Origin of the sequence: Idiomarina sp. 017G (assembly GCF_004362265.1) — a bacterium.
GTDB classification, from domain to species: Bacteria; Pseudomonadota; Gammaproteobacteria; order Enterobacterales; family Alteromonadaceae; genus Idiomarina; species Idiomarina loihiensis.
Genome location: NZ_SNWT01000007.1, coordinates 1 through 13,855, shown reverse-complemented (window position 1 = coordinate 13,855; position 13,855 = coordinate 1). Strand labels below are relative to the sequence as shown.

Annotated in this window: 12 protein-coding genes; 10 read left to right on the top strand and 2 right to left on the bottom strand. The window is 48.3% G+C overall.

Annotated elements, in window-relative coordinates; all coding sequences use genetic code 11:
* The first annotated feature begins 36 nt into the window (after positions 1-36).
* From DEU30_RS09620 to DEU30_RS09585, 8 genes are all read left to right on the top strand, one after another.
* Positions 37-2,553, top strand: coding sequence for an MMPL family transporter (locus tag DEU30_RS09620; protein ID WP_114982144.1), 2,517 nt, complete (start codon positions 37-39; stop codon positions 2,551-2,553).
* Positions 2,550-3,350, top strand: coding sequence for an outer membrane lipoprotein-sorting protein (locus DEU30_RS09615; RefSeq protein WP_114982145.1), 801 nt, complete (start codon positions 2,550-2,552; stop codon positions 3,348-3,350). The genes DEU30_RS09620 and DEU30_RS09615 overlap by 4 nt, the downstream gene beginning before the upstream one ends.
* A gap of 2 nt (positions 3,351-3,352) precedes the next feature.
* Complete coding sequence (locus DEU30_RS09610; protein WP_114982146.1) at positions 3,353-4,558, top strand: hypothetical protein; 1,206 nt, start codon at positions 3,353-3,355, stop codon at positions 4,556-4,558.
* 24 nt (positions 4,559-4,582) lie between these two features.
* On the top strand, positions 4,583-4,801 hold the full coding sequence (locus DEU30_RS09605; protein WP_011233433.1) for a DUF2892 domain-containing protein: 219 nt from the start codon (positions 4,583-4,585) through the stop codon (positions 4,799-4,801).
* 7 nt (positions 4,802-4,808) lie between these two features.
* A complete protein-coding gene (locus DEU30_RS09600) occupies positions 4,809-5,120 on the top strand; it encodes a metalloregulator ArsR/SmtB family transcription factor (protein WP_011233432.1) in 312 nt (103 codons plus the stop codon).
* A 96-nt stretch (positions 5,121-5,216) separates the two neighbouring features.
* On the top strand, positions 5,217-7,235 hold the full coding sequence (locus DEU30_RS09595) for a TonB-dependent copper receptor (protein ID WP_114982147.1): 2,019 nt from the start codon (positions 5,217-5,219) through the stop codon (positions 7,233-7,235).
* Between the two features lie 5 nt (positions 7,236-7,240).
* The gene (locus tag DEU30_RS09590) at positions 7,241-8,338 is read left to right on the top strand and encodes an ATP-binding protein (protein ID WP_227016373.1); all 1,098 of its coding nucleotides are present in this window, start codon (positions 7,241-7,243) and stop codon (positions 8,336-8,338) included.
* On the top strand, positions 8,331-8,852 hold the full coding sequence (locus tag DEU30_RS09585) for a response regulator (protein WP_034819025.1): 522 nt from the start codon (positions 8,331-8,333) through the stop codon (positions 8,850-8,852). Before DEU30_RS09590 ends, DEU30_RS09585 begins: the two co-directional genes overlap by 8 nt.
* A 35-nt stretch (positions 8,853-8,887) precedes the next feature.
* Here DEU30_RS09585 and DEU30_RS09580 read toward each other — a convergent pair whose 3' ends face one another.
* Positions 8,888-9,586: an OmpW family outer membrane protein gene (locus DEU30_RS09580; protein WP_034819027.1), complete on the bottom strand. Its 699-nt coding sequence runs from the start codon at positions 9,584-9,586 to the stop codon at positions 8,888-8,890.
* 73 nt (positions 9,587-9,659) lie between these two features.
* Positions 9,660-10,376, bottom strand: coding sequence for a YebC/PmpR family DNA-binding transcriptional regulator (locus tag DEU30_RS09575; protein ID WP_034819029.1), 717 nt, complete (start codon positions 10,374-10,376; stop codon positions 9,660-9,662).
* Between the two features lie 202 nt (positions 10,377-10,578).
* On the opposite strand from DEU30_RS09575, the gene DEU30_RS09570 reads away from it, so the two are divergent.
* Together DEU30_RS09570 and DEU30_RS09565 are read left to right on the top strand one after the other, a co-directional pair.
* Complete coding sequence (locus DEU30_RS09570) at positions 10,579-11,589, top strand: 2-oxoglutarate and iron-dependent oxygenase domain-containing protein (protein WP_114982148.1); 1,011 nt, start codon at positions 10,579-10,581, stop codon at positions 11,587-11,589.
* A gap of 286 nt (positions 11,590-11,875) precedes the next feature.
* On the top strand, positions 11,876-13,714 hold the full coding sequence (locus DEU30_RS09565) for a S8 family peptidase (RefSeq protein WP_114982149.1): 1,839 nt from the start codon (positions 11,876-11,878) through the stop codon (positions 13,712-13,714).
* Positions 13,715-13,855: the final 141 nt, after the last annotated feature.

Here is a 13,855-nt window from a genome sequence, read left to right as displayed (position 1 = left end):
TTCGAATTATTCTAAATTAGATTATCAAGAAATAATATGATCGATGTTATTATGAAATTAGCAACAGGCTATCGCAGAAGCGTCTTTTGGACGTTGACGCTGATCACTATTGCTGCCGCTGCGTTCATCCCGTCTATTACCATTGATACCGATCCGGAGAACATGCTGCCGGACAATAACCCGCAGCGAGTTTTCCATAATGAGGTAAAAGAAACCTTCGCTATGCACGACATGATTGTTGTTGGCGTAGTGAATAAGAACACCGTCTACAACCAAAAGACTTTAACCGACCTGCATACCATGTCGAATTACGCGGAGTCACTGGACGGAGTTATCAGTGACGACCTGATGTCACTGGCGAATGTCGATAATATTACTCAGGAAGAGCCCGGCACCATTCGTTTTGAATGGATGATGAAACAACCGCCAGAAAGTAACGCGGAAGCGCAATACATCCAGAAACAAGTAAAAGACCTGCCATTGCTTTATAACACCATTGTGTCCGGCGACGACAAGTCTGCCGCTATTTATGTACCCATTGAGAGCAAAGACCAGAGCTATGCTCTGGCGGAGCAACTGCGTGAAAAAATTACCACTTTGGAAACCAGTGATGACTGGCACATTACCGGTTTACCCGTTGCTGAAGACCAGTTTGGCTATGAAATGTTTGTACAAATGGGCATTTCAGCGCCGCTAGCAGCAGCGGTAATTTTCGCTCTGCTTTGGTTTTTCTTCCGCAATGTGCGTTTCATAAGTGCAGCAATGATAGTCGCCATGTCGACAGTGCTTATTACCATGGGAACACTCATTGCTCTGGGGTTTACCGTACACATTATGTCGTCGATGATCGCTATTTTCCTGATGCCTATTGCGGTAGTCGACTCAGTGCACATTATGTCCGAGTTTTCGGACCGATACCGTGAAAAAGGTAATGCAAAAGACACCATAAAAGACGTGCTGAGGCACCTGTTTACACCCATGCTATTTACCTCAATAACCTCGTCTATTGGCTTTTACTCGCTGATGCTAACGCCAATTCCACCGGTGCAGGTGTTCGGCGCTTTCGTTGGCTCCGGAATTCTTTTGGCCTTCTTAATTACGGTGCTTTTCGTGCCTGCCTATATTTGCGCACTGAAACCATCAACGCTGGAAAGCTTTACTCAAGTGACTCATGACGAGCATAAACAAGGTTGGCTGCAAAAAATGGGGGCTACCGCGGCTAGCCACGCCAAATTGTGGATAGCCTTTTTCCTGGCCGTTCTGGCTTTTGCCTGGTTCGGTATTCAGCAAATAAACATTAACGACAACCCGGTGCGTTGGTTTAAACCTGACCACGAGGTTCGTATTGCTGACGAAGTATTAAACGACCACTTTGCCGGGACGTACAACGCGTATGTAGTATTTGAAAATACCTTAGATACGACCGAAAAGGCTCGCTCAGCGGTTCGTGACGCCCTGAATAACGACGCGCTGTCTGAAGAATCCCGCGATGCTATAAGCGCTCTGCTTGAGCAAGAACAAGTGAACTTTAACCAGTGGATTATCGCTATTGATGATCTGCTCTTCAGCGTTGGTTCCGACCAATTAGAGCCGTTAGAGCGCTTAATGACAGAGCTCGAACAGCTGAATAGCGCCAGCAAAGCATTCCAAAGCCCGGAATTACTAGCTTACATAAGCGAGATGCAAGCGTACTTGCAAACGACAGGCTTGGTGGGCAAATCCAACAGCCTGTCCGACGTGGTCAAGACGGTTAACCGTGAATTACGCTCGGGCGAAGAAAAAGACTACGAATTGCCGGACAATGCCAACGGCGTTGCGCAAACCCTGTTGCAGTATCAGTCATCGCACCGTCCGCAGGACCTCTGGCACTTTGTTACGCCGGACTACAAACGCAGTTTAATGTGGTTGCAGTTAACCAGCGGTGACAACCAACACGTAACCCAGGTCGTCAAAGCTGTTGATAGCTATATTCAGGATAATCCTCTGCCTGCAAACACTGAAATGGACTGGGCCGGCAAAGCTTACCTGAACGTCGTGTGGCAGGAAGCCATGGTCGAAGGCATGCTCGACAGCTTAATCAGTGCTTTTGTGGTGGTGTTTATTATGATGGTGCTGCTGTTCCGCTCAGTGGTCTTCGGTGTACTGGCCATGTTACCGCTGAGTCTGACCATTGCCTTTATTTACGGACTTATCGGCTGGGTCGGTAAAGACTACGACATGCCCATTGCCGTGCTGTCATCGCTGACGCTTGGGCTGTCGGTGGACTTTGCTATTCACTTCATTGAACGCACCCGCGCTACATTCAAGCAAGCCGGTAACTGGAAAGACACTCTGGTAGTTATGTTTGATGAGCCCGCGCGGGCCATTTCCCGCAATGCCATTGTCATTGCCATTGGCTTTACGCCACTGCTGTTCGCACCGTTAGTGCCCTACATTACCGTAGGCGTATTCTTAGCCAGCATTATGGCCATATCCGCCATAGTGACGCTTATTATGCTCCCGGCGGTAATGACCGTATTTAGCCGCCTTATATTCCGTGGAGATCAATCATGAAACACCTATTTTTAACCGCTTTATCCGCCGCCGTTTTATTCGTTAGCGGCCAGGCTATTAGTGCCGAAAAAAGCGCGCGTGAAATTGTCGAGCAAGCCGAGTTAAACGCCTATTACTCTGGTGATGACGGCCGCAGCGCAGCGCGAATGATCATCACTGATAATCAGGGCCGCCAACAAATGCGCCAATTCACCATTTTGCGCAAAGACCAGCAGGACGGCGGCGTACAAGAAATGATGATATTTTTCTCACGCCCTGCCGATGTGCGTGACACGGTGTTCCGTGTGGTCAAACAGGTCAACGACGACGATGACCGCTGGTTGTATTTGCCTGATCTCGATTTAGTGAAACGCATATCTGCCGGCGATAAGCGCACCTCTTTTGTGGGTTCGCACTTTTTCTATGAAGACGTTTCCGGTCGCGATACCGCTTTAGACAGCTATGAAGTTCTGTCGGAGGACGATGCAAAGTACGTGCTAAAAGGCACACCTAAAGACTCTGACAAGGTTGAGTTTAGCTACTACGAAGTGGTCATTGATAAAGAGCACATGCTGCCAGTAGAAAGCACCTTCTATAACGACAGCGGCGAAGCTTATCGCAAAATGGAAGTACTAGAAATTGAAACGGTTCAAGGCTACCCAACTGTGACTCATTCACGAATATCGGATCTTGAAAATGGCGGTAAAACCGACATGCAATTCCGCTTTATGCAATACGACATTGGCTTACCGGACAGTATTTTCAGTGAGCGCAGCTTACGTAACCCTCCGGCAGAATGGTTACAACTGAGAGACTAATTATGCCATACCGGAAAATTTTAGCGTTTACTGTTCTTTTCACTTTGGCTCAGGCCGCATCGGCACAGGACTCCTGGGGGGATGACGAATGGGAAAGTGACTGGGGAACGGAACAAGACCAGGGTATTGATGTCTATGGTTATGTTGAGGCGGCAATAGGCGGACGATTTGAATCCTCCCCCTATCACAAGCGTCTGTCTATTGCTGAGCCTCGACTACAGTTGGGTTTTGACGAACGCTGGCAAGATATTGCCTGGACAGCAAAAGCCGACGGCTGGTACGACGGCTTTGATGAAACCTGGCACGGTCAAATTCGCGAACTTAATGCTCAGTTTACGGTTTTCGATAACACCGATATAAAAGTTGGCCGTCAGGTACTCACCTGGGGCACCGGCGACTACTTATTCCTTAACGATCTGTTCCCTAAAGACTGGCAGTCCTTCTTTGTCGGACGTGACCAGGAATACTTGAAGGCGCCATCTGACGCACTGCGTATCACCAGCTACTTCGACTGGTTCAATGTCGACTTTGTCTGGTCTCCTGAGTTTGACCACGACAATTACATTCGCGGTGAACGCATTTCTTATTTTAATCCGCTAACCCAGCAGCTGACAGGCGACGATCCGTCCATTCAGTTTGTTGAGCCCACGCGCGATGAGTACGCTTTGCGCTTGTTCCGTAATCACGAAGGTGTGGAATACGCCGTCTATGGTTACGACGGCTTTACCAAAAGTCCGGAGGCAGTGACTGACAACTTCCAACCCACCTTCGGCCGCTTAACTGTGGTTGGCGCCTCCGTTCGAATGCCCCTAGGACCCGGATTAATGAATACCGAAGTCGCCAATTACAACCGTCATGATGCAGAAGATCATTGGCGCGCACTGGTTGGTTACGAGCAAGAATTATGGACGCGCTTTACCGGCGGCTTTCAGGCTTACCTGGAGAAAGGCAACGCACAAACGCGCACCGTATTCACCACTCGCTTAACCTGGCGAGACGAGCGTGATGACCTGAGTCTGTCGTTGTTTGCTTTTGTATCACCGAATCAAAGCGACGGCTATTTACGGCCTACATTCGACTACCGTATTGACGATAACTGGTCGTTCAGCGGTGGTTTCAACCTATTTTTCCGCGAACGCCCAGACACCTTTTTTGGCCAGTTCACTGAAAACAACAACGCGTATCTGCGTATGCGGTATGCATTTTAATAAAAAAACTGAAGGAGTTTTACGATGAGTGTCGAAAGAGCTATAACCGCATTTGCCGGCTTTATGGTATTGTTATCGGTAGCTTTGACTTACTGGGTTCACCCTAACTGGGTATGGCTAACCGTATTTATTGGCGCGAACTTATTTCAACAATCTTTCACGGGTTTTTGTCCTGCAGGCATTTTTATGAGAAAAGTCTTAGGATTAAAAACAGAGCGTGAGTTAGAAAAATCAGGAAAATAACGACACCATGAGTGCAACTGAATCACAAGAGATGCATCAGGAAGAGGCGCAGAATGCAGCAAGCTTTCTGCGCTCTTTAGGTAACCCCCACCGTTTACAAATTTTATGCCGACTGGCTTTAGGTGAACAAAGTGTGGGTCAGCTTCATCAGTTTTTTGACTTAAGCCCGTCAGCTTTTTCACAACATCTTGCGGTATTGCGTCAGCAGCAATTGGTCAGCATTCGTAAAGAGTCGCAAACCGTGTACTACTCCATAAAAGACCCGGATACCGAAGCTTTTATGACGTTATTGAAAGATAAATTCTGCCCTTCGCTTTAAGTGGTACTACTAAAGGGATGCTACCTTTTGTCGCATCCTAACCACCTAAAAAATAGAGAATAATAGCGACATTACCTTATTAAAGGACAATGTCGTATGAAAGCTATTTATCCTCTGGCAACTTGCTTACTCTTGCCAATTGTCAGTTACGCTAACGAAACCACCGATATTCAGGAAAGAATTGTCATTATTGGCGAATCGATGCAGTCGCCCAGTGAATGGGTGGTCGATTCGAAACAACCCAGACAACCGCTGCCTGCTCACGATGCTGGTGATTTTTTAAAAAGCCTTGCTGGATTTAGTGCAACCCGCAAAGGTGGAGCCTCTGCTGACCCTTTATTCCGCGGCATGGGAGCAGGCAGACTGACCATAGTTAATGACGGGCAAATGCTGCAGGGTGGGTGTAGCAGCCGCATGGATCCGCCAACGGCGTACATAACCCCACAAAGTTATGACAGCGTGACGATTGTTAAGGGCCCACAAACCGTATTGTTCGCCGGTTCAGCGGCATCTATTCATTTTGAGCGCGAAGCAACATTCTTTGAAGTACCCGAGTTTACCGGTTACTTAAATGCCACCACAGCGCAGTACGGCCGCCTGAATACCACCGCTGATTTAACCTGGGGAGCGCAACCAGGCTATGTACGCGTGAACGCATCTGCCGCAACCGCCGATGACTACGAAGATGGCTCGGGTAATAGCATTAACAGCCAGTATGAACGCTGGAGTGGCGATATTGACCTTGCCTGGACACCCTCACGGCAGCATCGTCTGATGCTCAAGCTTGGCGTCAGCGATGGCGAGGCAGCCTACGCCGATCGCAGTATGGATGGGGTGCTCTTTGACCGTGAAAGCGTCGCACTGAATTACCAATGGCAACCTGAGAACCGTTCGCTCGAAGAACTTTCTGTTAATACCTATTTCAATACCATTGACCACGTTATGGACAACTATTCTTTGCGCGAGTTTACCCCGTCGATGATGATGCCCAACCCAACCGCCAGTAACCCGGATAGATATTCCCGTGGTTTTAAAATTGCCTCCGAATGGCAGTTACCCCCTTCCGGGCAACTCAAAACTGGACTTGAACATAATGAGTCGGCTCACCGTAACCGTTCCAGCAAAGATCAGTTTAACCAACCATTTGAAAGCCTTAACCGAGTTGATGACGCTTTTATTGAGCAAGATGGCATTTATGCAGAATACCGCCACTCTATAGATCAAGAATGGCAGTTAGTCAGCGGTTATCGGCTTGATCACTGGAAAATGACAGACAAGCGCACCACCATTACGCCAATGTCAGCTCCGGCTCAATCCAACCCCACGGCGAATGAAACACGCAGTGAGAACCTTCATAGCGGGTTTCTTCGTATAGAAAAACAGCTTAAAAATGGTTATTGGTATGCGGGTTGGGGTCAGGCGGAGCGGTTCCCGGACTACTGGGAGGCCATTGGTAACAGCCGCCAGTCACCAACGTCAGAATCGGCTTTTTACACCGACGCAGAGACCAACCAACAATGGGATATTGGTCTCGATATAAACACCGATAAATGGCGACTGGACGCGTCCATTTTCTACAGTCGGGTCGATGACTTTATTCTTTTGCAAAAAGGCATGATGATGCAGCCGGATACCGTCCGTAATATTAATGCCCGAACCTGGGGCGGGGAAACAACCTTAAGTTACCAACTGACCCAAGCCTGGTCGGTGTCATCAGCACTGGCCATAACCCGCGGAAGTAATAAAACCGATGATAACTATCTGCCGCAGCAACCTGCTGATGAACTGCGTATTGCCACTGATTACCGCCACAACGCACTGACTTACTCTTTGCTCTGGCGCCTGGTGGATAAACAAGAGCGCACAGCAGTGAATCAGGGCAATGTCATTGGCTATGATATCGGTAATAGCCCGGGTTATGGTGTTTTATCGGCAAATATCGACTGGAAAATTGATCCAAAGTGGCAGCTAAGTTTAGGAGTCGATAATATACTGGATAAAACCTATGCAGAGCACTTGAGTCGCTCCGCCGCCAGCATTTCAGGATACCAGCAAATTGACAAAGTTAATGAGCCGGGTCGTACTGTCTGGCTGCAGACCAACTACCACTTTTAAGCCCGATGCTGACATTACTGACCTATAAATTTATTACTCATAGAGCCTGGCCATTGTGCTTAGCCTTATGTCTGGACATAGTACTGGGCAACCTCTGGGTTGCCTTTAATGGTGGTATCAGTAATCCGTTCACTTCGTTATTACTGATATTTATCGTCATCGCGTTTTTATTGTTACCACCAACTTTTGCTTTGATTGTGGTGTTGATAAGCATTCTGGGGCAAGTTGCCCAAATAGGATTGCCTTCACTTTTGCCCGGGCAGCAAAGTCACACCGCCCATGCCTTAAGCGACGAGATGCTGAAACACGCCATGGGTATGGTCAGCGGCTTTGTGATTGCAGCGGCTATTATTGCTTTATCAATGTACTACCTAAAGCGGCAATGGTTTCAGTCAGAAAAAGCATTACAGAATGCACGTGAGCGCCAGCTGCGCGACGAACAGCTTTTGACCATAGGTGCAGCCGCAGCTCAGTTAACTCATGACGTTGCTACTCCTGTGCAGTCGTTACGGTTACTCAACGAAGAACTTCAGGAATGCGATATTGAGCTGTCACTAAAACAAGAGTTTAGTGAGCACCTGGGCAAAGTTGAAGCAAGCCTTGAACAATGGCGGGACGCAGCTGAGGACGTGCGCACCAGGCGCCAGCACAACTACACTGTCGGGGAAATTATTACTCAGTTACGCCAGCTTCTGCGAATTGCCCGACCCGATGCTCAGGTCAACTGGCAATGTCCCGAGCGCTTGAAAGACGCCATTATTAGCGCCGACCGCACTCTATTTCCGGCTATCGCCAACCTGGTCATTAATGCTATTAGCGCTGGCGAGCGTAGTCATCAGTTGACCGTGTCCGTGCAACTCAACCTGACGTTCGTTGACGCGAATCCTCGGCTCACCATCCACATTCTCGATAATGGTGATGGGTTAAGCCAGTCGCAACAACGAAAAATAGGCAAATCAATGACCTTAAGTGAAAATGGTATGGGTATTGGCGCGGTTATCAGCCACGCCACACTTGAACGGCTTGGTGGTCAGGTCAGCTGGAAATCCACTCCCGAGGGCACGCTCACGTTGGTTCTTTTACCGGTAACAGCCTATGAATAAATTCCGGCTGCTTATTATTGATGACGATGAGGGTTTCTGCGGCATTTTGCAGAGGCGTCTCGAACATCATGGTGTTTTGGTGCAAATGGCACACTCGGGTGATCAGGCACTAGCGCTAGAAGGTCATTTTGACGGTATTCTGCTGGATATGATGCTGGGCGACGACAATGGATTGGCACTTATTCAACCACTCAAAGAACGCTACTCTCCCTGTCACTTAGTGGTACTAACCGGCTACGCGAGTATTGCAACAACCGTAGAGGCGATGAAGCGCGGCGCAACGGACTACCTAACGAAACCCGTGGGTACCAGTGAATTACTACGTCGCTTTACTAATGAGAAACTGGAGTTAGAAGACGCTTCGATAAACCGTTTAACGCCAACTCAAATTGAGTGGGAGCATATTCAAAGAGTGCTTACCGATAATCAGGGGAATGTTTCTAAGACAGCACGAGAACTGGGAATGCATCGGCGTACGTTACAGCGCAAATTGTCGAAACGCTCGCCACATTAAAAATGCGCCGCCCGGGGGCGAGCGGCGCAAAGGCTTTAGAAGTTATAGCGAACACCGGCCATAGCAACGTAAGGGTCGATATCAACATCAACACTTTCAATGGTATTACCGTTCACACGAACATCACCCGTAGTATCGATATCCATGCGGCTAACCATGAAATGAAGACCCCAGTTTTCACTCAGATCGACATTTACACCCGCTTGCAGAGCATAGCCCCAGCTGTTTTTCAGGGCTAAAGAGACATCGTCATTATCAGTAACAACACCTAGGTCGCCTAACGTTGAGCGCAACTGTGGGTCGACTTGCTCATCAAAGAAAGCTGTGTAGTTAACACCAATACCGACGAAAGGTTTAAACATTTCACTGTCGATATCGAAATGATATTGCGCCAGCAAGGTTGGTGGCAAGTGCTTGGTTTTACCTATTTTCAGCCCCGCCAGCGAGCCTGTTGCGGTAATATCATGGCTGAACGGTGTTGCTGCAACCAGTTCAAGCGTCCAGTTTTCAGTTAACTTATAATCAAAAGTTAAACCTAACTGAGTATTCGTGTTTACACCAGCGCCAGTACTGTTCTCTGGTAAACCAGCTACTGACTCAACAACGTTCAAGTGACTACTGCTGTCATCAGGCATGACAGAGATGGCACCAACGTTGATAGAAAAATCATTTGCTAATGCAGAAGTGCTTAGCAAGCCTAACAATACACCGCACGATAATGCTTTAAGCTTCATGGGGAACTCCTTGTTAATGAAGACCCCTGAAGTTTATAAGGTTTACTGAATAACCGAGTTGATCTGCATCAACCTAGTGTTCGGCATTATGGTAAATGTTTTGAACGTCATCCAGGTCATTCAGCATATCCATCAAACGTTCAAACATTGGTAAATCATCTTCAGCTATACTGGTCGTTACTTGAGGTAAAAACTGAATTTCGTCGGCTTCAAAATCAATATCAGGAAACGCATGAGTTAAGGCCTGACGGGCTGCCGCGTACTCGGTATTTGGCGCAAATACGGTAACCAGACCATCTTCGAATTCGACGTCGGTAACATCAACATCAGCTTCCATCATGGCTTCCAGCACTTCGTCTTCATTGTCGTGCTTGAAGGCAAAAATCGCACAGTGATCAAATGAATGCGCAACACTGCCCTGAGCGCCAATTTTTGATTTACTTTTGGTAAAGCAGTTACGGACATCGCCGAAGGTGCGGTTCGGGTTATCGGTTAAGCATTCTACAATAACCATACAGTTGCTGGGGCCATAGCCTTCGTAACGCGCCGGAGAAAAATCCTCTCCTGCTCCGCCCTGCGCTTTGTCTATCGCTTTTTCGATAACGTGAGCAGGAACCTGATCTTTTTTCGCCCGATCTATTAGGCCTCGGAGCGCGAGATTGCCATCAGGATCTCCACCACCTTGCTTGGCGCAAACGTAAATTTCACGACCATAACGACTATAGACTTTGCTCTTTGCATTCGCCGTTTTAGCAATTGAATCTTTTCGGTTTTGATAGGCGCGACCCATTCTGAATTTCTCACTGGTTAATTAAAGACCCAAAGATTTTACACAGGCAGCTGTTACGGGTCGAGTACTAGCAGAAATAAGTGCCAGCTTAATTGCAGATTATTGATATAGCCAAGCTGTCTACCATAGAAGATTTTGATTCTTCAGTTAGTACTGCATGGCAACGTAAACTCAGCGGCAGAAACAAACTGTTGAGTCAATTATGCAAAGCCCGATACCTGTATTATCCATGCGAAAACTTTATCTCAGTGCCTCTGACCGCCAGCAATTCATTGCTGACCTTGGCAGAGCGGCGCGTGATGTTGGCTTCTTCTACCTGGAAGACCACGGTATTTCACTGGCAGAACAGGTGAAGGTACTGGACACCGCTAAAACCTTTTTTGCACTCAGTGATGCAGAAAAGAAACAGGTTCAAATGATTCATTCACCGCATTTTCGTGGCTATTCAGCAAACTATTCGGAGTTAACGGCAGGTCGGCCGGACCGTCGTGAGCAATTTGATATCATGGACGAACTGCCTGCTCAGGCTGCGTCCGCTATAGACCATGAATGGCAAAAACTCATAGGACCGAACCAGTGGCCACGACAATTGCCTGCCATGAAAACACAATTGTTGTCCTGGCAGGACAAGCTAACCGAAGTGTCTCTGCAGCTATTAGAGGCGTTATGCGAAAGTCTGGAGCAACCGGCTGACGCATTGTCTGAAACCATCAGCAACGGTCCTTATCGCCATACTAAGCTTATTAAATACCCCGGCAGCCCAGAAGCCTCTGGTCAGGGTGTTGGTGCACATAAGGACCCGGGCTACCTCACCTTAGTTCTGCAGGACGAAAACAGCGGGCTGGAAGTGGAATACGAGCAACAATGGTACAAAGTGGCTCCGCGTCCCGGTGCCTTTGTGGTGAACATTGGCGAATTACTGGAGCTGGCTTCTAATGGTTATTTAAAAGCGACGAACCATCGTGTTACCAGCCCTAAAGCGGGGGTTACCCGTTATTCATCGGCATTTTTCATGGCTGCTCAGCTTAATGCTTCGGTTCCTGTGTTAAAACTCCCTTCTCATTTAGCAAAACACGCTAAGGGGCCAACCAGCGATCCGGGCAACCCTTTGCTGCATAACGTTGGCGAAAACGTGATGAAAGGCAGAAAGCGCTCCCACCCGGACGTATCAGCGCGTTTTTACGCGCCAGAAGAAAAATGCAGCTCCTGTTAATTAATTTTTACTATAAAAATATAACAAAACGATATAAGTAAAGTTGTGTAAATCACTCGTCATTTTTAAAAATGACGTCAACTTGCGTGAGCGCTGACTTTCAAGACGTTAACATGGGGTAACAACCCCTCAAATATTATAGCATTAATTATATTTCCACACTCTTGGCAAGGTTTACTTCTCGAGCATTCTCTACAGAATCTACTTATGTAACATAACGTTACGTATCTAGTGATGCTGTTTATCACTAATTTTAAATTCACAGAAAAACAACAAAGAGAATCTTATGATGACAAAAAATAAACAGCATAAGACGTTAATTGCTATCGCACTGTCAGGCTTGTTAGCTGGCACCAGCGTAGCAGCTGAAACCTTATCGCAGAACGGATCTGATAACGGCAACAATGGCGCAAAGCCATCACTGAAAGAGCGGTCAAATGGACCAGCAACCAGCTTTATCGTAAAGCTCAAGGATGGCTCTCAAGTTGTGCAACAAATGCAACAACAGTCGTCAGAACACCCTTCATCAAATGCTGCGGCTGTCGCCCAACAGATGCGTGGTTTTACATCGGTGCTTTCTAAGCGCACCGGCAAAAGTGTCGCCTTTGAGCGTTCAATGGCTCTGCAACAACATTTCGTAGTAAAAGCACAAGGCCGACTGAGCCCCGAAGAAACGAAAGAATACCTTCAGTCACTTAAAGCAGATAGCGACGTTGAATTCGTAGAGGAAAATAAAATCCTCCGTCACTTTGCCACACCAAACGACCCTAACTATGACGACCAGTGGCATTATTATGAAAGCGTTGGTGGACTGAATGTCCCAACAGCGTGGGACTCAGTCGACGGCAGCGGCGTCGTTGTAGCCGTACTCGATACCGGTTATCGCCCACACTCTGATCTGGCCGGTAATATTTTACCCGGTTATGACATGATTTCAGATAGCTTTATCGCTAATGACGGCGACGGCCGTGACAGCGACGCACAAGATCCGGGCGACTGGGTCAGTGCCGGAGCATGTGGTAATGGCTACCCGGCTCAGGATCAAGACTCGAGCTGGCATGGCACTCACGTTGCCGGAACCATTGCCGCTGAAACAAATAATTCCAGCGGTGTTGCTGGCGTTGCTTATGGCGCCCAAATTGTACCCGTGCGTGTTCTGGGTCGCTGCGGCGGAACCACAGCCGATATTGCGGACGGTATTGTTTGGGCATCAGGAGGTTCAGTTCCGGGAACAAGCCCTAACGCTAACCCGGCCGATGTCTTAAACATGAGCCTGGGTGGCAGCGGTACTTGCTCGACTGCAACACAGAACGCGATCAACACCGCTCGCAATAATGGAGCGACAGTAGTCGTGGCTTCCGGTAACAGCAACGACAATTCAACCAACTACAACCCGGGCAACTGTAACGGTGTTGTTAACGTAGCCTCTACTGATCGTAACGGTGATCGTGCTTACTACTCAAACTACGGTTCGAATGTCGATGTTGCGGCACCAGGTGGTGCAATGCAAAGCGCTAACGACCCTAATGGTGTGCTATCTACTTACAACACAGGCACTTCAACACCAGGCTCTGATAGCTACGGCTACAGCCAGGGTACGTCAATGGCAGCACCTCACGTAGCAGGCGCGGCCGCTTTAATTAAAGCAGCTGATCCTGCAGCAACACCAGATGACATTGAACAGATTCTGCGTAACTCAGCCCGCTCTTTCCCGGGTAGTTGCAACGGTTGTGGTACTGGTATCGTCGATGCCGCGGCTGCCGTAACACTGGCTTCCGGTGGCGGAAACGGCGGTGACAACGGCGGCGACGACGGCTCATCTGGCGGCGGTGGCACTGTCGATGACTTATCAGCGTCCACTAATGAGTGGAACCGCTTCTATCTGGACGTTCCGGCTGGCATGTCTACATTGACAGTAACCATCACTGGTGGCAGCGGCGATGCGGATCTATACCTGCGTCAGGGCAGCCAGCCGACTCAGTCAAACTGGGACTGCCGTCCTTATAATGCAGGAAACGAAGAAGTCTGCACTATCGACAACCCTCAGGAAGGTCGCTGGCACATTGGTGTCTTTGCCTACAGCGCATACTCAGGCGTCGATCTTGAAGCGCGCTATGAACCTTAATTAACCGCCAGGTATAATTGAGCATAGAAAAGGGCACCGACTGGTGTAATGCTTGTCAGTTAAGCTAACTGGCTGTCGGTTTAGAAGGCGGTCGCATCGGATAACGTTGCGGCCGCCTTTTTATTGAACGAGGGTAATATC